The organism is Rhizobium sp. P1_E6, from assembly GCF_056405875.1.
The window spans coordinates 104,175-127,394 of sequence record NZ_JBFUBG010000006.1 but is presented as its reverse complement, the minus strand read 5'-3'; the positions used below and the strand labels follow the sequence as shown (position 1 = coordinate 127,394).

At 60.0% G+C, this 23,220-nt stretch carries 23 protein-coding genes; 7 read left to right on the top strand and 16 right to left on the bottom strand.

What is annotated here, in order from left to right:
• Together flhB and AC1D35_RS06045 are read left to right on the top strand one after the other, a co-directional pair.
• The coding region (flhB, locus tag AC1D35_RS06050) for a flagellar type III secretion system protein FlhB (protein ID WP_477938347.1) at positions 1–688 on the top strand (688 nt) is incomplete at its 5' end.
• 5 nt (positions 689–693) lie between these two features.
• Entirely contained in the window at positions 694–1,134 is a 441-nt protein-coding gene (locus tag AC1D35_RS06045) for a hypothetical protein (RefSeq protein WP_113298555.1), read from the top strand.
• 160 nt (positions 1,135–1,294) lie between these two features.
• Here the strand turns inward: AC1D35_RS06045 and visR are convergent, their stop codons facing one another.
• From visR to AC1D35_RS05980, 13 genes are all read right to left on the bottom strand, one after another.
• The gene (visR, locus tag AC1D35_RS06040) at positions 1,295–2,041 is read right to left on the bottom strand and encodes a transcriptional regulator VisR (RefSeq protein ID WP_113298554.1); all 747 of its coding nucleotides are present in this window, start codon (positions 2,039–2,041) and stop codon (positions 1,295–1,297) included.
• An 8-nt stretch (positions 2,042–2,049) separates the two neighbouring features.
• Positions 2,050–2,796, bottom strand: coding sequence for a transcriptional regulator VisN (gene visN, locus AC1D35_RS06035; protein ID WP_113298553.1), 747 nt, complete (start codon positions 2,794–2,796; stop codon positions 2,050–2,052).
• A 602-nt stretch (positions 2,797–3,398) separates the two neighbouring features.
• Positions 3,399–5,096, bottom strand: a complete 1,698-nt coding sequence (fliF, locus tag AC1D35_RS06030; RefSeq protein ID WP_113306936.1) for a flagellar basal-body MS-ring/collar protein FliF — start codon at positions 5,094–5,096, stop codon at positions 3,399–3,401.
• Between the two features lie 114 nt (positions 5,097–5,210).
• Positions 5,211–5,600 (bottom strand): chemotaxis protein CheT, encoded by a 390-nt coding sequence (gene cheT, locus AC1D35_RS06025; protein WP_477938346.1) that lies wholly within the window; start codon positions 5,598–5,600, stop codon positions 5,211–5,213.
• A gap of 16 nt (positions 5,601–5,616) precedes the next feature.
• Positions 5,617–6,171 (bottom strand): chemoreceptor glutamine deamidase CheD, encoded by a 555-nt coding sequence (gene cheD, locus AC1D35_RS06020; protein ID WP_113298550.1) that lies wholly within the window; start codon positions 6,169–6,171, stop codon positions 5,617–5,619.
• Positions 6,168–6,557: a response regulator gene (locus AC1D35_RS06015; protein ID WP_113298549.1), complete on the bottom strand. Its 390-nt coding sequence runs from the start codon at positions 6,555–6,557 to the stop codon at positions 6,168–6,170. Before AC1D35_RS06015 ends, cheD begins: the two co-directional genes overlap by 4 nt.
• The gene (cheB, locus tag AC1D35_RS06010; RefSeq protein WP_477938345.1) at positions 6,557–7,606 is read right to left on the bottom strand and encodes a protein-glutamate O-methylesterase CheB; all 1,050 of its coding nucleotides are present in this window, start codon (positions 7,604–7,606) and stop codon (positions 6,557–6,559) included. The genes AC1D35_RS06015 and cheB overlap by 1 nt, the downstream gene beginning before the upstream one ends.
• The gene (cheR, locus tag AC1D35_RS06005) at positions 7,603–8,511 is read right to left on the bottom strand and encodes a protein-glutamate O-methyltransferase CheR (protein WP_113298547.1); all 909 of its coding nucleotides are present in this window, start codon (positions 8,509–8,511) and stop codon (positions 7,603–7,605) included. Before cheR ends, cheB begins: the two co-directional genes overlap by 4 nt.
• Positions 8,508–8,975, bottom strand: coding sequence for a chemotaxis protein CheW (locus AC1D35_RS06000; RefSeq protein WP_113306937.1), 468 nt, complete (start codon positions 8,973–8,975; stop codon positions 8,508–8,510). Before AC1D35_RS06000 ends, cheR begins: the two co-directional genes overlap by 4 nt.
• Before the next feature lie 6 nt (positions 8,976–8,981).
• Complete coding sequence (locus tag AC1D35_RS05995; protein ID WP_113298545.1) at positions 8,982–11,282, bottom strand: chemotaxis protein CheA; 2,301 nt, start codon at positions 11,280–11,282, stop codon at positions 8,982–8,984.
• Between the two features lie 18 nt (positions 11,283–11,300).
• Entirely contained in the window at positions 11,301–11,666 is a 366-nt protein-coding gene (cheY1, locus tag AC1D35_RS05990; protein ID WP_003570362.1) for a chemotaxis response regulator CheY1, read from the bottom strand.
• Positions 11,663–11,959 (bottom strand): STAS domain-containing protein, encoded by a 297-nt coding sequence (locus tag AC1D35_RS05985; protein WP_113298544.1) that lies wholly within the window; start codon positions 11,957–11,959, stop codon positions 11,663–11,665. Before AC1D35_RS05985 ends, cheY1 begins: the two co-directional genes overlap by 4 nt.
• A gap of 63 nt (positions 11,960–12,022) precedes the next feature.
• On the bottom strand, positions 12,023–13,651 hold the full coding sequence (locus AC1D35_RS05980; RefSeq protein ID WP_113306939.1) for a globin-coupled sensor protein: 1,629 nt from the start codon (positions 13,649–13,651) through the stop codon (positions 12,023–12,025).
• A 653-nt stretch (positions 13,652–14,304) separates the two neighbouring features.
• Here AC1D35_RS05980 and AC1D35_RS05975 point away from each other — a divergent pair.
• Positions 14,305–15,729: an ArnT family glycosyltransferase gene (locus AC1D35_RS05975; protein WP_477938344.1), complete on the top strand. Its 1,425-nt coding sequence runs from the start codon at positions 14,305–14,307 to the stop codon at positions 15,727–15,729.
• A 6-nt stretch (positions 15,730–15,735) separates the two neighbouring features.
• Here the strand turns inward: AC1D35_RS05975 and AC1D35_RS05970 are convergent, their stop codons facing one another.
• A complete protein-coding gene (locus AC1D35_RS05970) occupies positions 15,736–16,041 on the bottom strand; it encodes a helix-turn-helix domain-containing protein (protein WP_113298541.1) in 306 nt (101 codons plus the stop codon).
• A 34-nt stretch (positions 16,042–16,075) separates the two neighbouring features.
• Here AC1D35_RS05970 and ybaL point away from each other — a divergent pair, with 34 nt between their 5' ends.
• The 4 genes from ybaL to AC1D35_RS05950 all read left to right on the top strand — a co-directional run bounded on the left by ybaL (position 16,076) and on the right by AC1D35_RS05950 (position 21,781).
• Entirely contained in the window at positions 16,076–17,896 is a 1,821-nt protein-coding gene (ybaL, locus tag AC1D35_RS05965) for a YbaL family putative K(+) efflux transporter (protein WP_113306941.1), read from the top strand.
• 54 nt (positions 17,897–17,950) lie between these two features.
• Positions 17,951–18,331, top strand: a complete 381-nt coding sequence (locus AC1D35_RS05960) for a hypothetical protein (RefSeq protein ID WP_113306942.1) — start codon at positions 17,951–17,953, stop codon at positions 18,329–18,331.
• An 84-nt stretch (positions 18,332–18,415) separates the two neighbouring features.
• A complete protein-coding gene (gene secD, locus AC1D35_RS05955; RefSeq protein ID WP_477938343.1) occupies positions 18,416–20,968 on the top strand; it encodes a protein translocase subunit SecD in 2,553 nt (850 codons plus the stop codon).
• Positions 20,969–21,064: 96 nt separating this feature from the next.
• Complete coding sequence (locus tag AC1D35_RS05950; protein ID WP_113306943.1) at positions 21,065–21,781, top strand: sensor histidine kinase; 717 nt, start codon at positions 21,065–21,067, stop codon at positions 21,779–21,781.
• 3 nt (positions 21,782–21,784) lie between these two features.
• On the opposite strand, the gene AC1D35_RS05945 is transcribed toward AC1D35_RS05950, so the two are convergent.
• Together AC1D35_RS05945 and AC1D35_RS05940 are read right to left on the bottom strand one after the other, a co-directional pair.
• The gene (locus AC1D35_RS05945) at positions 21,785–22,222 is read right to left on the bottom strand and encodes a response regulator (RefSeq protein ID WP_113306944.1); all 438 of its coding nucleotides are present in this window, start codon (positions 22,220–22,222) and stop codon (positions 21,785–21,787) included.
• 30 nt (positions 22,223–22,252) lie between these two features.
• Positions 22,253–22,957 carry a response regulator transcription factor gene (locus tag AC1D35_RS05940; RefSeq protein ID WP_477938342.1) on the bottom strand — a complete coding sequence of 235 codons (705 nt, stop codon included), beginning with the start codon at positions 22,955–22,957 and terminating at the stop codon, positions 22,253–22,255.
• Positions 22,958–23,220 lie beyond the last annotated feature (263 nt).

The window sequence follows — 23,220 nt, the reverse complement described above, 5'->3', positions numbered from 1 at the left end:
GATCAAGGGATGGTCGCGGCTCTTCAGCCTTCCGGGTCTCGTCGAATTCGGTAAATCACTGTTCAAGGTGGTTGTCGTCGGGGTGATTCTCTTCTTCGTTCTCAGAAGCGAATATTTCGGCTCGATCGATGCAATGTTCTCCGATCCGCAGACGATCATGGTTCGCATGATGACAGCGATGCGCAAGATCATCATCGTCATGCTCATCGCCACCGCCGCTGTCGCCATCGCTGATATCTTCTGGACGCGATATCATTGGTTCACCGAACTGAAGATGACGAAGCACGAGGTGAAGGAAGAAAACAAACAGTCGCAGGGCGATCCCTTCGTCAAGAGCAGGCAACGCTCTGTCATGCGTGACCGCGCCCGCCGGCGCATGATCGCCGGTGTCCAGCGCGCCACCCTCGTCATCGCCAACCCGACGCACTATGCCGTCGCGTTGCGTTATGTACGCGAGGAAAACGACGCGCCGATCGTCCTTGCCAAGGGGCAGGACCTTATTGCGTTGAAAATCAGAGAGATCGCCGAGGAGAACAACATCCCCGTCTTCGAGGATCCGCCTCTCGCACGCTCCATGTTTGCGCAAGTCTCGGTGGATAGTGTCATACCGTCAGTCTTCTATAAGGCCGTCGCGGAACTCATTCACCGGGTTTACGCCGCGGAGGCCAAGAACAAACGGGTAAGATAAGTCGAATGAAAAAATGCCCCTACTCTGCCCAGCGTGAAAAAATCCTTGCAGAAGCGATCAGCCCGGTCGCAACCGAGCTCAGGCTTCTGGACGCATCCGATCTCATTTCTCTGCTGCGTTTCGAGTATTACGGCAATCTCGCCGACCTCGTCGCTTCCGCGGCGGAACTGTTTTTCCATCCCGGCACTGTCAACTTCGGCCTGGGTGGAAATTATACGCTGGAATGGGGCGGCAAGCCCGAAGTTGTGCTCGATCTCGAAATCAAGCCGCGCGGCGTGACCGTCTACGCGCAACTGACGATGGCCGAAGACCATGCCGGTATCGAGATCAATCATATTTCCTTCCAGAACGCTTCGGTCGATCCGGATGAGAACACGGCTTTTCTGCAAAGGAGCCTGTACGAAGCGCGCTATATCGTCGCGAAGCCGCAGGCGCTGGCCGGCTAGGGCATTTTCCACTTCAGAATATCAGGCCCGGCCCGAAAGGTGCCGGGCTTTGCCTTTCTTAGAGCATTTCCGCATTTCTTCCAATCGCGGAAATTTTCTAACTCCTTGTTTTCACGCAATTCCGGAGCCAAGATCGCTGCAGCTGTTTGCTGAAACGGCCCTAGCTGATATAGCCCAAGCGTATCGCCTTGGCGATCGCCTGGATGCGGTTGACCGAATCAAGCTTGATCGTTGCCGAGCCGAGATAGGCGTTCACCGTGTGGACGGACAGGCCGAGCTTGTCGGCGATTTCTTCGCTGATGCGGCCGTCGCCGGCAAGCTGAAGACAGGCGATCTCGCGTTCGCTCAGTGCTTCTGTCGCCGCCGCACGCCGCTCATCGAGCGACAGCAGGTCCATCATGACATTGCAGCAGCGGCCGTGCAGCTCGATGATTGTGTCGCTCGACGGATCGATATCATCGCCGGTGAAAAGCACGAAGCCGTTGCCTATAGCGCCGAGGCGCACCGGAAAGGCAAGACCGGAGAAAGGCACCATGCCGTCTTTCAGTCTCACCATGAAGGGAGAGAAGTCGGCAGGGCCCGGGGCTGCGTGATCGTGGCTACCGGCCCAGAACACAGGCAGCAGCGAGCGATCGATATGGTCGAGCAAAGCCTCGCCATGGGCATCGACGAAGGCCTTGCCGAGGCCGGCATTCGAGGGACCCCAGTTCTCCAGTTCGCAGATCAGCCGCTGCTTTGCCGGCACGCCGGAGCCGCTGACGCGAAAAACGGCGAAAGCCTGCGCATCCGCGAGCTTCTGCATGGCAATCAGGCGCGGGAAAAGGTCAGACCGGCTGGAAATCCTGTTCACACGGACCATGCGCATCTGGTCCGTATTGCTTATCGCCCTGCCTGGTTGATGCCCCATAATTCCCCTCAAACGAGATTGTTGCGAACGGCGAAGGCTATCGCCTCGGAACGCGTCTTCGTTGCAGTCTTACGCATCACGCTGGTGATATAGTTATTGATGGTATTCCGGGAGATGCCGAGGATCATGGCGATCTCGTCGCTTGTCTTGCCCTCCGCAATCCAGAAGAGGCATTCCAGTTCGCGGTCCGTCAGCTCGAAATCGCGATCGACCTTCGTGCCCCCGCACCGAAGGAAGCTTGCGATATAACCTGCAAGGAGGCCTACGTCCCGGAGACGTTCCGGCGAAAGAACGACGCCTTCCCTGAACAGGAACATCAGCACCAAGCGAGAGCGGCCGACATTGAAGGTCAGGGAGCAATATTGCCGGCTCGCGCCAGGCGGCACTTCCGCACCCTCAGGCAGAAGCGCAAAGCCTGGCTGCAGTACCTGCATGCACTTGTCGAATTCCGTCGAGCGCGCATAACCGGCAACCAGGTCATTGGCGACCTCCTTCACCAGATCGAAGGGCCAGTCGGACGAAACGATAAAGTCGAGACCGCTTTCCTGGATGAGGTCGCAGCGCGCCATCAGATAGTGCATGGCGCCGACATACTCGGTCAGCGCCCGCAAACCGGCCTGCAACTTGCCGGTTTCGGCAATGACGCGAAGGCGATCGATCAGTTCGTCGCGTGGCTGAAGGTCCGGCACATTGGCGCCAATGAAGTTCGCCATATGCTTCTCGCCTTTATTCGCCTGAAATATATCCATATCCATTGGCAATGACCCGCGGCTGAGAAACTGTCGATTCTCGCAATGAAGTTCTGTTTTTGTGAAAGGGATTCAAACACATGCCCCACGCGAATCCCACTTCGAATCACTTAAGGGTAAGCCAACCAACGCAAATCACCATCTCCGACTTCTGGGGATTTACTTTTGCGACCTTCCATGCGGTGATTCGATCACCACTCCGCTCTCGCGAAGATGTATGAAACTAGGATGATTCTGGTATTGGCCGCAACGTTCCTCGCCTTATACGCGAGTGAAGCCGAACGGAATTATCAGTCTGAATGGCGTAATTATCACAGTTCCGGCCAGAGACGCGCGGCACAGAATGCCTTGGCGGAAGCAAATTTCAAACGCACAAAAGCAACGAACTATTGTTCCAGTGGAGAAATACTTACACCGCCCGTCTTATGCAGGGCTTGAGCCTCATGCGAACGGCGCCATCCCGTTGTCCTGCGATCTCTACGTTCGAATTCTCTGCAGTAGAGCAGTCGACCCCTTAAAAGCCGGTTGCGAGTGGCGGTAACGTTCTTGTTACCGCGCAATGGATCCCCGGATGAAAAAGAAAAAAGGCCGGTTTCCCGGCCTTTTCATTATGCTGCTTCGTCGATGGCCCATTTCCTGAGGATCTTCGCAGCGCGTTCCTCGTTGATCTCCACCATGCGAGCGAGCTTGCGCTCCGGACCTTCCTTGACGCGGCGGTTGAAGTTGCCGTCGTCGTCGCCGAGACTGAGCAGATCCTCGGTGCTGTCGAAGCCGAAGTCGGAGCCGAAGCCATCCATGAGCGCCCCGCCCGAGGACGCGCCTGCCGGTGCGAAGTCGGGCAGTTCCAGGCCAGCCGATTCCGGAGTGGCGTCGCCGAGCATTGCGGAGGAGGACGAGCCTGAGCCGTTGACGGTACGGATGAGGGGACGCACGCCCAGCCAGACGACCACGAAGGCGACAGCGACGAAGGCAAGAGAGTTGATGATGCCGGCGAGGTTGCGGCTCAGCACATCCATGACATGAACGCCGCCGTTCGCGTCGTCGAGAAGCTGGTTCTCGAGGAAATCCATTGCAGTCACGGTGACCACGTCGCCGCGGTTCGTATCGAGGCCGGCAGCCGAGGCAACGATATTCTTCATCTCTGCGAGATAGGCGTCGATCTTGGCCTGGTCTGCCGGTTCGCCCACCATCTTGCCGATGCGACCCTTGTTGACGACGACGGCGACCGAGAGTTTTTCGACCCGGTAGCTGTTGCGCGTCGTGGCTGTCGTCTTGCTGTTGATTTCGTAGTTGGTCTGCTCTTCGCGCTTGTCGGACTTGTCTTCCGACTGCGGACCAGTGGCGCCGCCTGCGTCGGGTGCAGCCTGCGGAATGTTCTGCTCGACCGTCGTCGCGTTGTCGGACTGATGCTGCTGGGACTGCTGGTTTTCCTTCGTCGAGCGAACAGAGCGCTCGACCTTGGATTCCGGATCGTAGGTGGTTTCCTGGATCTGCTGGGCGTCAGTGTTGAGATTGGCCGTTACGCTGGAGCGGAAGTTGTCCATGCCGAGGAAGGGGGCGAGCGCCTTGTCGATGTTCGATTCGACTTCCTGCTGGACGTTCTGGACGATGTTAAGCGAGCGGTTCAGCGTGCCGTTGCCGGCTTCATCGCCGGATGCAAGAAGCTGGCCGGCAGAATCGAGGATCGTCACGTCATTGACATCGAGCCCCGGCACGGCCGAGGCGACGAGGTGACGGATTGACGTGGCAGCGTTTCGCCCTGTCGTAGCGCTGGCGCGAATCATGACGGAAGCCGTCGGCTTCTGTTCGGCCTTACGGAAGTTGCCGACCTCGGGCATGACGATGTGAACGCGTGCGGCGGTGATGCCTGAGATCGACTGAATGGTTCGGCCGATTTCACCTTCGAGAGCGCGTACACGGGTCACTTCCTGCATGAAGGAGGTGAGGCCGAGCGATCCGACATTGTCGAAGAGTTCGTAACCGGCGTTGGCGCTGTTCGGCAGGCCGCGTTCGGCAAGCAACAGGCGGGCTTTGCCCGTCATGCCGGCCGGTACGGTGATGCTGGAACCGTCCGTTCCGACCTGAAAATCGATGTTGCTTTCGGCAAGCGCCATGCTGATCTGGTTGAGATCTGGCTTCTCCAGGCCGACATAAAGCGTTTCCTGGGCCGGTTTGTTGACGAAAATTGCCGCCGCCAGGATGATTGCGATGGAAGCGGCGCCGACCCCACCAAGGATCATCAAACGCGTCCGCCCAAGGGAACCAAAGTTCTTAAAAATCTGAACTAATTGATTTAACAGATTCATTCTGTTCTCGCACGATCCGTCAAAGACAAAGCAGGCTTATTGCCTCATTTGACGAATAGACGCCGAAACTTGTGCGAGCGTTTCGTTCAGCGCATGCAGGAATGAATTACAATCTCAGAAGAAATCGAAATCGCCGGCTGCTTTGCTGAGTGGCTGGGAGTGGCCGTGACGGGTACCGCCGCMGAGGGCTTTCTGCATTTCGGCAAGCTTGACGAGGCTCAGCGCAGTGGCKACGTCGATCGACCAGTTCTGCGGAATTTCACCGGTGATGGTATCGATGAATTCGGCCAGACCGCGCGATTTCTGCACGGCAAGATCGATGCCCTGCATCACTTTCATGCTGTCGGGAGAGCTCAGGATTTCCGTGCCGCCCAATTCGATCAGCTGGGGCTCGATCCGCTCGATCAGGTAGGCAACGTCGTGAAGCTCGGAGACAATCCGCATCAATACGTCGCTCAGCGCCTCGACCGGCGATGGCGGCTCGATGATCGGTGTAAAACTCATATAAAAATCCTCGCCATCAAAAAAATTCGATACTGGTCTCGGCGGGCTTCTGCGGAGCAGCGGGGCGCTGCTCGAGAGCGACGGTTTTCTGCGTTTCGGCGCCGGTCAGGGGGTATTGCCGGGCCCGGCCGGAGACCGGCCAATATTCGATCTTGCGTCCGTGCTCACCGCCGGTGCTGGAGCTGACCACCGGAATGCCTTCATCGCGAAGGAACTGCATGGCGAAGGCCGCGTTCTGTTCGCCGACATTGGAAAATGTCGAGATCGTCTTCGCGCCTCCGAATATTTTGGCCTCCAGCCGGTCGCGCCGGGCGCCCTTTTTCAGGAGGCCGTTGATCAGCAGTTCCATGAGATGCACGCCGTAGCGCGTGGCATCGCCGCCAGTCATCGGGGTGTTGCCTGTCCCCGGCAGCAGGAAGTGGTTCATGCCGCCGACACCAGCGACCGGATCTCTCAGGCAGGCTGCCACGCACGAGCCCAGGATAGTCGAAAGCACCGCATCCGGGTCGCTCAGGACTTTATATTCACCCTGAATGATGTGCACGCGGCGAACCGCACCCTCGGTGATCATTTCAGGGCTCCAAACACGGCTTCGATAGCCGCTTTCATCTTTTCGATGGTGAAGGGCTTTGCCAGAACGTTGTTTGCACCGAGCTGGGCAGCTTTCGTCACCAACGCACGGTCGCCCTGTGCGGTGAGGATGATGAAGGCAGCCTTCTTGGTGTTCGGGTTCGCCCGAACGGCCTGGAGGAAGCCGATGCCATCCATCTTCGGCATGTTGAAGTCCGAGATCACGAGATGGTGGGGCTGTTCCGCCATGATCTTCATGCCCTGCTCGCCATCGCCGGCAGAGGTGATCTGCTTGAAGCCGAGCTGGGTCAGCGCGTCGCTGAGCAGCAGGCGGCTGGTAACCTGATCATCAACGATCAGAACTTTGATTTTCTCCGCGATCGACATTATTCGGTCCCTTCCTTTCGGGCGGCTGTCATTTTCAATATTTCTTCGCCGATAGCAGCAAGCGGGAGCTGCTGTTCAACTGCGCCAAGTTCGTAGGCAACCCTTGGCATTCCGTAAACAACACAGGTTTTTTCGTTCTGGCCGAGCGTTCTGGCCCCTGCATGTCGCATTTTTAACAACCCGGCGGCCCCATCGCGGCCCATGCCGGTAAGGATCACGCCGACGGCATTGCGTCCGGCGAGCTCGGCAACCGAATCGAAGAGCACATCGACCGACGGGCGATGGCCGTTGACCGGCCCCCGCTCGACCAGCCTGCAGCAGGGCGCCGAGACATTGGAGACCTGCAGATGGCGCTCGCCGCCAGGCGCAAGATAGACCTTGCCGATCTCGAGACGGGCGCCGTCGGTTGCTTCTTCCACGACAGGCGCGCAGAGGCGATTCAACCGCTCGGCAAAGCTCTTGGTGAAAGTCGGCGGCATATGCTGGGTGATGACGGTCGGCGGGCAATTGGCCGGGAATTTCTGCAGCACGGCGATCAGGGCTTCTACGCCACCGGTCGAAGAGCCGATCGCCACGATCTTGCGACCGACGMGGAAGTCGGCGACTGCGGGCGGCGGCGTGATGGCGGCAGGCTTTGCCGGCTGGGTGAAGTTGCGCTGCGTGCGGGCAGCAGCCTTTACCTTCTCGACGAGGTCTCCGAAGGGGCGCGGCTCGCCCGGCTGCGGCTTGCCGACGCAATCGAAAGCACCGATTTCGAGGGCCGCGAGTGTTGCCTCGGCGCCGCGATGTGTCATGGTCGAGACCATGATCACAGGCATGGGCCGCAGGCGCATGATCTTTTCGAGAAAGTCGAGGCCGTTCATGTTCGGCATCTCGATATCCAGGGTGAGGACATCGGGGTTCAGCCGCTTGATCGCCTCGCGCGCCTCCAGGGCGTCGCCGGCCTGGCCTATGACGCTGACTTCGGGATCCGAACTCAAGACGGCTGTGATCAGGCCGCGCATGGTCGGCGAGTCGTCAACAACGAGAACTCTTGCAGGAGCACTCATGCCTTCCTCCCGATACCCTTGCTCGTATAGCGATAGGTGGTGATTCCGATATTGTCGAAGACGTTCTTGGCCTCGCCCGAGACGCGTTCGGAATGGCCGATATAGAGATGGCCGCCCTCCGGCAGCAGGCCGGCAAAGCGCTGCCAGATCTTCATCTGCGTCGGCTCGTCGAAGTAGATGACGACATTGCGACAGAAGATGACGTCGAACTTGCCCTTGAACGGCCACTGGGCCATCAGGTTCAGCTCGTTGTAAGTGATGAGGCGCTTCACGCGGTCGTCGACCTGGAACTTGCGGCGCCCCTGCATCTCGACCTCGGTAAACCATTGCTTACGCATGGCAGGCGAGACAGTTTCCAGCGCGTTTTCGTCATAGGCGCCGGCTCGGGCGATCGCGAGGATCTTGGGGTCGATGTCGGTCGCGAGAATCTTGAAGTCGTAATCGGCAACGTTCGGCATCATTGACAGAACGGTCAGTGCGATCGAATAGGGCTCCTGCCCATCCGAGGACGCAGCCGACCAGATACGGACACGGCCGCCGGCGCGCGCCCGGTTCAGAAGATCGGGCAACACATGGTCGCGCAAGTGTTCGAAGTGATGGTTTTCGCGGAAGAAGCGTGTGAAGTTCGTCGTCAGGTGCGACAACATTTCGCGCCGGGCGGCAGCGCCTGCCGGCGAGGCGACAAGCTCGCAATATTCGCGAAATCCTGAAAGGCCAAGGTTGCGGATATGCTTCGACAAGCGAGAGTAGACCAGCGAGGCCTTCGTCTCGTTGAGATAGATTCCGGCATCCGCATAGATCATCGCGGCGATTTCCGAGAGGTCGCGGCGTGTCAGCGGGTATTCCCCACTCGCCAGGACCTCGTCGGTTGACTGCCTCTGATCTTTTACGCCCAGTACATTCATGCGGCTTCGCTTTCGGTCTCGGGGAACAGAGCTTCGAGTTCGATCAGGCAGATCATTCGCTTATCGATGGCGAGAATGCCCCGGGCGAATTGGCGCACGAGGTCGGAGGAGACCTCGGGCGTCGGCTGGATGTTGTCTTCGGTCACCGTCAGAATGTCGGAAACCGCCTCGACCAGAAGACCCACCACTTTGCGGCGGACCTGGGCGACGATGATGACATGGCGGGCAGTCGCATCGGTCGGCCTCATGCCGAGCCGGGCCGACAGGTCGACGATCGGCATCACCGCACCACGCAGGTTGATGACCCCCATCACATAGGACGGCGACTGCGGCATCACGGTTGCCGGGGTCCAGCCCCGGATCTCGCGCACCGCCATGATGTTCACGCAGAATTCCTGATCGCCGATGCGGAATGCGATGAGCTCGCGTCCGCCGAGGGTCAGATTTTTTGCCGTGTGCGACATCGCCCCTTATCCTACCGCCGCCAGCGACATTTCCGCCTTGAGGGACTGACCGCGCGAGGCACCGACAACCGCATCCACATCAAGGATGAGGGCCACGCGGCCATCACCGAGGATGGTGGCTGCGGCGATGCCCGGAACGTGGGTGTAGTTCGCTTCAAGGCTCTTGATGACCACCTGACGCTGACCCTGGATCGCATCGACCATGAGCGCGCGCTGACCGCCGCCTTCGGATTCCACGAGAAGGGCCACACCTTCGACCGGGTTTGCCTGGGTGGCGCGGAAGTTCAGGATGCGACCGACATCGACCAGCGGGCAGAAGGAGTTGCGGATCGAGATCAGGCGATGGCTCGCACCGAAGGAGTGGATCGCGGCGGCTTCCGGCTGCAGCGTTTCGACGATTGCCGTCAACGGCACGACCAGCGTCTGGCCGGCGACCGTGACCACCATACCGTCGAGAACGGCGAGCGTCAGCGGCAGGCTCATCGTGAAGACCGAACCATGGCCCGGCTTCGAGGTGATGTTGATGCGACCACCGAGCGCCTGGATGGAGCGCTTGACGACATCCATGCCGACGCCGCGGCCGGAGATGTCGGAGATCTTGTCGGCCGTGGAGAAGCCCGGCAGGAAGATCAGGTTGTCGATTTCTTCGTCCGACAGGTTGGCGTCGGCCGGGATGAGATCGTTCTGGATCGCCTTCTGACGGACCTTTTCACGGTTGATGCCGGCGCCGTCGTCGGCAAGCTCGATCAGGATGCGACCCGAGCGATGCTTCGCAGTCAGGCGGACCGTGCCTTCGGTATTCTTGCCGGCAGCGGCGCGCTTTTCCGGCGTCTCGATACCGTGGTCGACGGCGTTACGGATCATGTGCGTCAGCGGCTCGGCCAGCTTGTCGATGACCGTCTTGTCCACCTCGGTGTTTTCACCTTCGGTGATCAGGCGGATCGACTTGCCGGTCATGTCGGCGATTTCGCGGACGATACGCGACATGCGCTGGAAGACCGGCTTCACGGGTTGGGCGCGGATCGCCATGACCGAGTCCTGGATCTCACGGGTGAGCTGCTGCAGCTCTTCGAGACCCATATTGATCGACGAGGTGCCGGTCGTGTCGTTTTCGATGACGCTCTGAGAGAGCATCGCCTGGTTGATGACAAGCTCACCGACGAGGTTGATCAGGCGGTCGACACGATCGAGATCGACGCGGATCGTCTGGCCGGCGCCGGCGGCTGCATTGTTCTGCGCTGCGGCACTTGCCGCCGCGGCAGCAGCGGCTGCGGCCGATTCCTTCTTTTCGACGCGAGCAGCAGCGGCAGCCATCTGCGTGACGTTGCTCGCCGTTTCAGCGGCGGCGACGGCAGCGGCAGTATCATCATCCCTGCCCTCTGAAACAGAAGGCACTTCGGCAGCACCGTTGTCGTCGAGGATGGATAGATCGAACGGAACCGGGACCATCGGCAGTTCATCGTTGGTCTCGCCGGCCTTGGTTTCCTCGGCGGGCTTCACCGTAAGCTCGCAATCCCATTCGGCGAATTCGAAGACGGAACGGATCGCGTCTTCACCCTTGTCCGTCCTGATCGTGATATTCCAGAAGAAGTAGGCGCCTTCCGGATCGAGCTCGTCGAGGCTCGGCAGGGCGTCGGTGTTGCAGTAGATGCTCATCTCGCCGAGACGGGAGAGATCACGCAGCAGAAGGGTGGCGTCGTTGCCCTTCGAATAGAGTTCGAAGCGCGGCTTGAAGGTGATTTCATAGGCCGGCAGATCGATGGGCTTCTCCTCGCCGCCGAAATCGTCGAAGGAGAAGGGAACCGGCTGGAAGCCGCTGTCGTCGGTCGGCTTGGGAGCCGGGGCTGCGGCAACCGGAGCGGGAGCGGCTTTCGGGGCCGGCTTGCGCGCGGGAGCCTCTGACACTGCCGAGGGAGACGGCAGTTCACCGTTGGCGAGCGCTTCCAGTTCCTTGACCAGGCCGCGGCTTCTGCTTTCATCGACGCTGCCGCCGTCGCGGGCAGCATTGGTCAGGTCGGCGAGCACGTCGGCCGACTTCAGCATGACCTTCAGGACGTCCTGGGTAGGCTCGAGCTTGTTGGAACGAACGCAATCAAGTGTGGTCTCAAAGACGTGGGCGAAAGCGACGAGGTCATCCAGGCCAAAGGCGCCGGCACCGCCCTTGATCGAATGCACCGCACGGAACACCGCATTGACGGTTTCCGGGTCGCGATCGCCATCATTCATTTTCAGGAGACCGGATTCCAGTTCGGCGAGCTGTTCCTCGCATTCCTGGAAAAAGATCTCTTTGATTTCGTTCATATCCATAGGAGCAAATCCTGGGCTTTAAGCGGTTACACGCTCGATGGCATCGATCAGCTTGGCGGGGTCGAAGGGCTTGACGATCCAGCCGGTGGCACCAGCCTGGCGGGCGCGGTTCTTTTTTTCCGCATCGCTTTCGGTCGTCAGCACCAGGATCGGAATCGCACGGTACTTCTCGTTGCGACGGACACCTTCAATGAAGCCGAAGCCATCGAGGCGCGGCATGTTGATGTCGGTGACGATGACGTCGGGATTGGATTCTTCGAGAACCTCGAGGCCTTCAACGCCGTCTTCAGCCTGGATCGTCTCGAAGCCAGCATTGTTCAGCGTTACGAGAAGCATGTTTCGGATGGTGCGGGAATCGTCCACCGTCAGTACTTTTTTCTTCATTGCCGGATCTCCTTGGCAAGCAGGTGGTCGATATTGACGCCAACCAACTGCATGGTTTTCGTGAATGCGTCGGACACCTTCGCGAAGGTGAGCGACTGCTTGTCCTGGTCCCAGGTCCTCTCGGCGGCCATCAAAACCTGAGCGCAAAGAGCGCCGAGGCGTTCGACTGCGGAAGCATCGATTGCCAGAGGGTTGCCTCGCATGGAGAGAAGCTTGTCGCGCAACGCGGAAGCCTCATTGAGATCAAGAACCGCTGGCAATTCCAACGTCTTGGCACTCTTCTTTGCTGCCATCAGTTTTTCCTTGTCCCCTTGTCCCCGACCCGTGAAAGCGAGCCGACGTCATAATCCGATAGGTTAGTAAACATTCCGCCCACCTCCGGCACTTGCGAGAGGCTGGGGCATGCTGAAATCGTCATTTTCGTAATCGTCTTCGACCGCTTCCGGACGTGCTGCGATTGCAACCGGCCGGCTGGCGGCAACACGCACCTGATGAGGCCGGGTTGCGTAGGCATTTTCCCGCGCGACGCGGAATTCGCGGATCGTCTGGCCAAGTTCCAGAATGACCGTGTGGAGATGATCGGCGCCCTCGGCCGAACGCTCCGCAAAGCCGGCATTGTCGGCCACTTCGCTGCCGAGACCCTTGACGTCTACGGTCACGGCTTCGAGACCAGCTGCGTGTTCGCCCGTCTCACCTGCGATGCCGGCGATCGCGGCGTTGATGTCGGTCACCTGGCGGACGATGCTGGCAATTGAATCCTGCGTGCGGCCGACCATCTGGACGCCGGCATCCACCTGCGTCTTGGTGGTGGTCACCAGCGTCTTGATCTCACGGGCAGCTTCGGCGGAGCGCTGGGCGAGCGCTCGTACTTCCTGCGCCACGACTGCAAAGCCGCGGCCGGATTCGCCGGCGCGGGCAGCTTCGATGCCGGCGTTCAAAGCGAGCAGGTTCGTCTGGAAGGCAATCTCGTCGATCGCGCCGATAATCTGGCCGATCTTCTCGGCAGACTGTTCGATATCGGCCATGGCGCTGATGGCGCGGCCGACGACCTCGCCGCTTTCCTCGACGGCCGCACGCGTCGCGGCTGCAGCCTGTTCGGCGGCGCGGCTTTCGGCGGCACCCTCGCGGACCCGCTCGGCGATGCCGGCAAGGGCAGCGGCGGAAAGCTGCAGCCGTCCGGCATGACCGGAAGCATTGCCGGCAAAGCTGCGGGATGCGCCGGCGAGCGATTGCGTTGCGGCTTCCGCCTTCGCATTGCGTTCGGCGATCGCTGCAAATTCCGTCTGGAGGTTGTCGAGTGCTGCGTTCAGCGCGGCGGCAATGTCGGCGTGAGCGCCATCGACCGGTGCGCGCTGCGTCAGGTCGCGGGCCGACAGGCCTTCAATGACATCGCTGAAGATGCGGGCGACGTCCGCCTCGCCTTCGGCACGCTGATCGGCGAGCTCCCGTTGCTGGGTGGAGCGCAGTGCGTTGAAGCGCAGCGAGACGGCGATTTCCGTATCGACCATGACGATGCGGATGATCGCTGTCATCAGGTCCGTGATCTCACGGGCGCGGCGTTTGGCCGAAGGCAGTACCGGACGGCCGGCAAGCTCGTCGGCCAGACCGGAAATCACGTGTTCCAGCATGACGCCGTGGCCCGCCACGTGCCAGCGGGGATCAAGGCCGATCTTCATTTCGGTATCAGAGAGAACCTTGACGCGCTCTGCATAGAGGCTGTCGAAACGCGCATCCGTCAGCACATCCCAGTGCGAGGATTGCAGGTCGTGCAGGCGCTCGATCTGGCGTTCGCTTTCGAAATTGCTGGCTGCGTCCGGGAAGGACTGGAAGCGATGGAAGAGATCGCGCAGGCCGGCCTTCAGATAGGCTTCGAGAGCGGGCCTGTTGCGGCGGACCATCTCACACTGGTCGGGATCGAGCCCGGCAAAGCGCAGGCGGTCGCGCAGGCTGCCTGCCTGTGCTCCACGAGCCTGATCTGATGGCATATCCTGCCTCAACGCCTGTCCCCAACCAATTTCCGGGCGAACCCGGCCAAAAACTTTCGCAGCTTCCGATGAATGCCATACGCGGAGACGGTCTTCGCCACCGGTCGCAACCGGGGGGCTGAAGCCTCCTGCTCAGCAATTCTGTTTCGGAGCTGCCTGAAGAAGATGGATACCGGATCAACCCGGTACGGCGGTACGGCGTCATGCCTGGTGGGAACGAGTGCATCTTCCCATTCCGACGTGTAACCCAATGTTTATGGTTAATTCCTTGCTTGAAGGTTAATAACCCATTCCTGCCGGCAGCTTTTGAAACAATTAGGCAGACTTCACATAGTAAATACTGGCGGGGAGTTGCATCGCTGCTACAAGGCACACGCAAGCTTTATGTTATAGACCCGTTTTATAGAGCCTGACATGATGTCAACAAGGAAAGAGAAATGATAGTTCTCGGAATGGGTTCCTGCCTGATCGCAATCACGATCGCCGCAGCCGTTGCCCTCCTCGATGTGATCGCGGCGCACCGTGGCAACCGCACGCTTCGCGTCTTCTAAGAGGCCACCGCGCCCAAAGTCTCCCCTTTACCTTTCCCGTTGGCAGCCCGGCACCGTTGGTGTATCGACACGCGCTCCTGTGTCAGCGGAAGTCAGTAATTCATGTCAGCTCGGACCGGCCTCTTCATCATTCTGGCGTTTACGATCTTCCGCATCGTGACACTGCATTTCGATAGGACGGATCTGTTCGTCGACGAGGCGCAATACTGGTTCTGGTCGCAGAATCTCGATTTTGGCTACTATTCCAAGCCGCCGATGATCGCATGGGTGCTCAGGATCTTCACCGAGCTTGCGGGCTCCAGCGACATCTATTGGCTGCGACTTCCCGGCCCCCTCTTCCATATGGCCACCGCGCTATTACTGATGAAAACGGCGAAGCGCTTCATCGGGCCCGAGATCGAAGGCTGGGTCGGCGCGACTTACATAACGCTGCCGGCCGTTGCCCTTTCCTCCGTGTTCTTTTCCACCGACGTCGTCCTGCTCTTCTTTATCGCGGTTGCGTTGTTTGCCTATTTCGAACTGACGCAACGCCGTTCGGTCGGGCTGGCGCTTCTCATGGGGTTGGGTGTCGGGCTTGCCTTCCTGTCGAAATATGCAGTGCTTTTCCTTGTCCCGGGTGGAGCGATCGCGCTGCTGTTCATTCCGGCTGCGCGGATTTCGCTGCGCGATTTCATTATCGCCGTCGTCACTTCGGCGGTTATCGCTTTCCCGAACCTCTGGTGGAACCTTCAGAACAACAATACGACAGTGCGCCACACGCAGGATATTGCCCATTGGAGCGATCTCGGCATCAATCTTCGCGGCGGGCTGGAGTTCTTTTCCGCGCAGTTCGGCGTCGTCGGTCCGATCGTCTTCTTCGCTATGCTCTGGGCCGTCTGGAACATGATCCGCGGCAACAGCGAGCCGCGTGAGAAGATACTCGTCTGGCTCTCGATCCCGGTCGTGCTACTCATTACGCTGCAGGCGACCGTCGCCAAAGCCTATGCCAACTGGGGGGTCACAGCCTATGTGGCGGGCATTGTGCTGGCTGTCTGGGTGCTTCACCGCCTGTGGCCGAAAGGTCTTAAAACCTCGCTCTGGATCAATGGCGTCACCTGCCTTCTTTTCCCCTTCGCAACGATCTTCTCGCATCAGCTGGTTCTGCCCAACGGCAAGGAGGTCATGCAGCGTTACCTCGGCCGGGCAGAAGTGAGCAGCGCCGCTGCCGATCTTGCGGCACAAGCCGGCGCCGGCATCATCGTCACCGATAACAGGGACATGGTCGCCGATCTCTTCCATACACTGCGCGATACTCCCTACAAGATCTATGCCCGTCCGCCAGCCGACCTGCCGGACAGCTATTACGAACAGGAATTCGCCTTACCGGCCGATACCGGCGGGCAGGTTCTGTTCCTAACAGTCAAACCGCTGAGCTGCGCCGACGAAACGCCGGAAATGCTGAAAAGCTGGCAGCCAGAAAAAGGCAACTACAAGGGCGATACGATCTACGTCTACAAGGTCGGCGCGGCCTGCTTGATGCAGCCATAAAGCCGTTCAGTTCACGGGGTCGGGCAGGCAGAGGCCGGTTCCACCGCCTTCCAATTCGACAAATCTCACGCCGCCCTCCTCGAAGGCGAGGCGCAGCTGCGCTTCCGTCGCACGATGGATTTCGTGATGCCGGCCTTCATAATCCCGGATCGTGCTGCGGGAGACGGCCGCCTTCTCGGCGAGATCCGTCTGGGTCCAATCGAGCAGCCCACGAGCCGCGCGGCACAAAGCCGGCGTCAGAATTGTCTCTTTTGCGCCTTGACCCATAATCCTAAACCACCCATATTGGTCAATATAGATCATATATGTCATATTCTGAACGGGATTTCCAGATCGGGAGAGAGCGATGCCACACGATACGCCTTTGATTTCGACGATCGTCGGGGGGCTCGTGCTGGCGTTTATCCTCGGTGCGATAGCCAATCGCCTGCGCCTGCCACCACTTGTCGGATATCTTGTCGCAGGCGTTCTCGTCGGTCCGCATACGCCGGGTTTCGTTGCAGATCAGAGCCTTGCGCCTGAGCTTGCGGAAATTGGCGTCATCCTGCTGATGTTCGGCGTCGGCCTGCATTTCTCCCTGAAGGATCTGCTTTCGGTGCGCGGCATTGCGGTGCCGGGCGCTGTCGTGCAGATCGGCTTTGCCACGCTGCTCGGCTGGGGTCTCGGCGCTTTCATGGGATGGCCGACCGGCGGCAGCCTAGTCTTCGGTCTCGCGCTTTCCGTCGCTTCCACCGTGGTACTGCTGAAAGCCCTGCAAGAACGGCGTCTCGTCGAGACCGAGCGTGGGCGCATCGCGGTCGGCTGGCTCATTGTCGAAGACCTCGCCATGGTGCTTGCGCTGGTACTCATCCCGGCAGCTGCCAGCATCACCGGCGATGGTCATGGCCCGGTCGAACCGCTTTCGGCAGGCTTGAACCGGCTTTTCGGTCTCGATCTTGGCGTCGGCGGCATCATCGCCATGACGCTGGTCAAGGTGGCGCTGTTCGTCGCCCTCATGCTCGTCTTCGGCCGCAAGCTCATCCCCTGGACCATGCACCGCATCGCTCATACCGGCTCGCGCGAACTCTTCCGCCTCGGCGTGCTGGCGATCGCCCTCGGCGTTGCCTTCGGCGCGTCCAAGCTTTTCGGCGTGTCGCTGGCGCTGGGCGCCTTCTTTGCCGGCATGGTTCTCGCCGAGAGCGAGCTCAGCCATCGCGCCGCCCAGGAAAGCTTGCCGCTTCGCGATGCCTTCGCCGTACTTTTCTTCGTCTCCGTCGGCATGCTTTTCGATCCGAACATCCTGATCGAGCGGCCGCTGCCTGTGCTTGCGACCGTCTTTATCATCGTGATCGGCAAGTCTGTCGCCGCCTTCCTGATCGTGCTCCTTTTCAGAAAACCAATCAGTACGGCGCTGACAATCTCGGCGAGCCTCGGGCAGATCGGCGAATTCTCCTTCATTCTCGCTGCCCTCGGCGTCGATCTCGGCCTGCTGCCAGAAGAAGGCCGCGACCTGATCCTTGCCGGGGCGATCATCTCAATCATCATCAATCCGCTGCTATTCTTCCTCTGCGACCGTGCACGGCCGTTCCTGGAAAGCCCGAAGCGCGAAGAGCCGGCCACCGAAGCTGCGCCGGCCGCTGAGCCTTCGCCCGCACCGGAAGCGCCTGAGGCAGACAGTGACGACGTCCGTCCGACAGTGCTGAACCGCCATGCGATCCTTGTCGGCTACGGCCGCGTCGGCAGCATCGTCGGCCAGAACCTCAAATCTTCGGGCACGCCCTTCCTCGTCATCGAGGATTCGGACAAGCGCATTGCCGAACTGCGAAGCCAGGGCATCGAGGTGCTTTCCGGCAATGCCGTCAGCCGCGAAACGCTGGATCTTGCCAATATCGCCGGCGCCCGCAGTCTTGTTATCGCCATTCCAAACGCATTCGAGGCCTGCAGTATCGCCGAGCAGGGCCGCACCATCAATCCGTCGATCCTGATCGTTGCACGCGCCCATTCCGACGCCGAGGTGGATGAACTGCAGCAATATGGCGCCGATACCGTGATCATGGGAGAACGGGAAATTGCGCTTGGCATGGTTGACCGGCTCGCCCAAGTGCATCATGACAGTGCACCCTATGAAGACGGGCTTGCGACTGGTACAATCGCGCCCACGGTGGAGCCCCCGCCGGAAAAAGAATGAGAGATTGCCGCACCTTTGAGCCGATTTGGGAGTGAAATCGCCGAGACAGGGGAGATGGAGCTGGATCAGCGCCGTCTGGCAAGTCGTATTGCCGCCTCCGTCGTCGTTGCGATTGTCGCCTATCTCGGCCTGCTCTTCGGCGGCAATATCATTATCGGCCCGTCCGCGGCGGCAAACAGCCTTTCTTCCTCCAGCAGGGATTCGCAGCAGACGCAAGTTACGGCGCGCGACGCCATTCGCGGCCTGCTGATCAGTGATCGCAAGGTTTCACCGAAACAATCGCTCCAGGATTCCGGCCCGGCGGCCTTTGCCGTTGTTCCCGCACTGCAATTTGCCAACTGGCGCGCCGCTACGCCGGCGCCTGAATTCGAAGCCCCGCTCCGCCCCGCGGCAACCTGGGCTCATCAGCCCCGCGCACCGCCGCAGGCTGCCTGAATTACGCGCCTACGGGCACTTCTGATCCATAGACATGCCGCAGCGCGGTTGCGCCGGCCCAAGCATTATCCAAGGACTTAAAACATGCGCAATTCACCATGGCTGGTGTTCACCTATACGGTGATCATCGTGCTCGGTCTGTTGATCGCCCTGCCGAACGCACTGCCCCCGAGCGTCTTGCAGCGCGTGCCCTCCTGGCTGCCGCACAGTCAGGTTTCCCTCGGTCTCGACCTTCGCGGCGGTTCGCACCTCGTTCTCGAGGTCGATGAGGCCGACCTGACCAAGGAGCGCCTGAACTCGATGCTGCAGGATGCACGTCGCGTGCTGCGCGAAAAGAACATCCAGCCGAAGTCGGTCGTGCGCAACAACAACAACATCGTTGTTTCGCTTGCCGACCCGTCGCAGAGCGACGCAGCCGTCACAGAGCTTCGCACACTCGGCAATGTGATTGCCAGCGGTATCAGCGCCGGCCAGTCCGACCTTGCAGTTACGGCCAACGGCGGCAACATCACCATCGGCTTCTCGCCGGCCGGTATCTCCACCAATGTGGACAATGCCGTCCAGCAGAGCCTTGAAGTCATCCGCCAGCGCGTCGACCAGGTCGGCGTTGCCGAGCCGACGATCCAGCGCATCGGCGCCAACCGCATTCTCGTCCAGCTTCCGGGTGCGCAGGATCCCTCCCGCCTTCGCGAACTTCTCGGCTCCACCGCCAAGATGTCCTTCCACATGCTCGCCCCGAACGGCCAGGCCGGCCCGGGCGTGACGATCATGAAGGATGATGAGGGCAACTCCTATCCGGYTCTCGACCGCGTCGAGATTTCCGGCGACCGCCTCTCGGATGCCCGCGTGAGCTTCGACCAGAGCCAGCAGCCGGTCGTCACCTTCCGCTTCGACAGCGCAGGCGCCACCCGCTTTGCCGATATCACCCGCCAGAATGTCGGCAATCCCTTCGCGATCGTCCTCGATGACAAAGTGCTGAGCGCGCCTGTCATCCGCGAGCCGATCACCGGCGGTTCGGGCCAGATTTCCGGCAATTTCTCGACCGACACGGCAAATACGCTGGCCGCCATGCTGCGGGCCGGCGCCCTGCCCGCCAAGCTGACGGTCATCGAAGAGCGCACCGTCGGCGCCGACCTCGGCGCGGATGCGATCCGCATGGGTCTTTATGCCGGCATCGTCGGCTTCGCACTCGTCGCCGCCTTCATCTTCGTGCTCTACGGTACGTGGGGTATTCTGGCGAACACCGCGCTTCTCATCCACACGATCCTGACCTTCTCGGCACTGACGCTTGTCGGCGCGACACTGACGCTGCCCGGCATCGCCGGCGTCGTGCTCGGCATCGGCCTTGCGGTCGACGCGAACGTCCTGATCAACGAGCGCATCCGTGAAGAAACGCGCAAGGGCAAGAGCGCCTTTGCGGCCATCGACACCGGCTTCCGCCGCGCCTATTCGACCATTATCGATGGCAACATGACGGCGCTGATCGCCGCCGCCGTCCTCTTCTGGTTCGGCTCCGGCCCTGTTCGCGGCTTTGCCGTGACCATGGCGCTCGGCCTGATCATCTCGATGTTCACCTCGGTCGCCTTCGTGCGCGTCACGATGATCGAGATCACCCGCCGCCGGAAGATGAAGGTGCTGAACATCAAGCCGCTGTTCCCCTTCTTCAGCCCTTACGACAAGCATATCCAGTTCATGAAGGCGCGCTTCTTTGGCGTGAGCGTCTCCGCGCTGCTGTCGATCGCCTCGATCGCCCTCTTCGTCTATCCGGGCCTCAACTACGGCGTCGACTTCCGTGGCGGTATCCAGATGTCGGTGAAGACGCAGGACGCTGCCGATCTCGGCCGCTTCCGCGAGGAACTGAACGGCCTCGGCCTCGGCGAAGTCGCCCTGCAGTCCTTCGGCGACAACAACACCATGCTGGTGCGTGCGCAGAGGCAGGAAGGTGGCGAAGAGGCACAGACCGCTGCCGTCACCAAGCTCAAGGCCGAGATCGTCAAGATCGACCCGTCGGCGACCGTCACCGGCACCGACGTCATCGGTCCGAAGGTCAGCGGCGAACTCGCCTGGGCAGGTATCCTGTCCGTCGTGATCGCCAGCCTCGCGATGCTGTTCTACATCTGGTACCGTTTCGAATGGCCCTTCGCCGTCGGCGCAATCGTCACCCTTGTGCTCGACGTGACGAAGGTCATCGGCTTCTTCGCGCTGACGGGTCTCGACTTCAACCTGACGGCAATTGCGGCGATCCTGACGCTGGTCGGCTACTCGGTGAACGACAAGGTCGTCGTCTACGACCGCATGCGTGAAAACATGCGCCTCTACAAGTCGATGCCGCTACGCGAGATCATCGACAAGTCGATCAACGAGACGCTGGCACGAAGCCTCTACACCAATGCGACGGCCTTCCTCTCGCTCCTGCCGATGGCGATCTGGGGCGGCAGCGCCGTTGAAAGCTTCGCCATTCCGATGGCCTTCGGCATTCTCGTCGCCGCTGCATCGTCGGTCTTCATCGCAGCGCCGATCCTGCTCTTCCTCGGCGACTGGCGCCGCCGCCATGCCAAGGCAGTCGCGGCTTCCAACGATGCAGCCGTGGAAATCATTCCGCCGGACGCAGGCCAGCCGCGCAAGACGGCGGGCTAAAAAGTCGACATTTAACGTGGACTTGAAGAGGGCGCCGGTTGCACAGCCGGCGCCCTCTTTCTATGTTCGGTTCAAAGAGATCGGGAGCACCGCCACATGTCTTCCAGCCCGACGGCGAAAAAGCCGGAAACCGGTTCCACTGGGGATCAGGAGGAGCGTATCAAACGCTTCCTCGCGACCGCCTCGCACGACCTGCAATCGCCGCTTCGCCACATCGCCATGTATGCGGAAATGCTGCTCGACGATCTGGAACCGATGCTGGACAGCGAGCAGCTGCAGAGCCTCAAGACGATCATGGACAAGGCCCAGACGGCACAGCGGCTCACCAAGGCGTTGATGAGCCTTGCTGGAACGCCTCCCCAGATCACCATCGGCGACGCGCACCTCACCGACATTGCGCGGGATGCCTGGAAACAGGTGCTCGGTGAATTTCCTGGCAGCGGCGTGACACTCGATGCGGACAATCTACCCATTATCCGCAGTGATGCCGCACTTCTGACCATTGTTCTGAAGCACCTCTTCGCCAATGCCCTGACTTATCAGGGCGCTCCAACACCGCATGTCGCCGTGACGGCCGCAAGGGAAAGTGCGGACTGGCGCATCATCGTGGCCGACAATGGCTGCGGCATCGAGCCGGCCTATCAGGAGAAGATCTTCGATGCCTTCTGGAAGCTGCCGAAAGCCGGCAGCGTACCCGGACCGGGACTGGGTCTGACGACCACCCGCGAACTACTCGGCGCGCTTGGCGGTGATATCAGGCTCGAACATTCCGACGAGAACGGCAGCCGATTTGCGATCCGCCTGCCAGCCTGAGAGTCAGATGCTGTAATCGTCCTTCCAGAAATCCGGCACGTCATAAGTCACGTATTCACGGATGATGTGCTGCAGGGTTTGCACGTCGATCTCATCCTTGCCGATACGGAAATCGACGCCGTAATCGGGGAATTCCTGGAAATAATTGCCTGATATATCGGTCGAGATGACGCCGATCGGGCCGGTGTAACCGATGCCCCTGAGTTCGGGCACGGTCTCGCGAAAATCTGCATTCGGCAGCAGGCGGTTGTCGAGAAGAACGAGATCGAAGCGGGCAGCCTTCACCTTGTCCAGCGCATCGCCTATCGACTGGGAATATTCGACATCGACACGCGGTTCGGAGAGATCGGCGATCTTTTTCTTGAGCGAACGAAATTCGATGAACTCGTCATCGACGAACAATACCTTCACCGCATTCCTGCGCGTTGCTTCCGCACTCATCGTTTCATCTTCCCCCGACATGAAACCGGCTCACGAAACCAGACCGTTTCGTATCGCAATCGCCACCATATGAACGCGGTTGACGGCATCGAGTTTGCGGACTGCGGACGTAATATGCGAATTGACCGTGTGCTCCGAAAGGCCAAGGATAATGGCGATCTCCGCGGAGGTCTTGCCTTCACTCGTCCATTTTACGATTTCGGTTTCGCGCTGCGTGAGGCGACCCGACATTTCCTGCGTCAGGATTTCCTCATACAGCTTGTCGAAGATGCGCATGGCATCGAGCAGAATATCCGCCACCGCGCCCTGGTCCGGCTCCTGACGCTGGCCGCTGAGCACCAGGCAGTAACGCCGCCCCTCCGGCGTGAACAGCGGAATGAAAAGGAATGTGTTGCCGCTGAATTCATTAAAGACGAGGTCTGACGGATAGCCTTCTATCGCCGTACTCTTTCCATGCACCGGCGTCGTCAAAAACTGCGCCGTCCGCGCTTTGGCTGTTCCCAGCGCCTCCTTGAGTGTCTTAACAAAGAGGCTCATGCGCCTTTCAGCGACATTGGTGATGAGAACCTCGCGTTCGCCGAAAGGAGCAGCTGCTTCCGAGATGCGCGCCAGGGTAAAATTGTCGAAATTGTAATGCTGCGCGGCCGCCTTCAGCAGGCGAAAAAAATCCGTGCGGTTGATGGCCCGGCTAAGTTCCGGACCGGCATGAAAGGGAACTGCGGCAGCACTGGTCATTCCCACTCTTCTTCCTCCCCCAATTCTCATTCCGCCGATCCCGAAATCTTGGGATATACGTCTTAAACGCGAACAGCTACAAAAAGTGCGAGACAGTTGATGATCGATAGCGAAACGGGGACTTTCGATATCGCAGGCGGAAACATCTCAACTACAGGTGATGCACAGGACAGTTTACTCGAATAGTAGCTCTTACCTAGGTATCCCAATCTCTCCGCATTCAACATCCATGAATGCGGAAGACAGTGCCAGAAGTAAGCGCG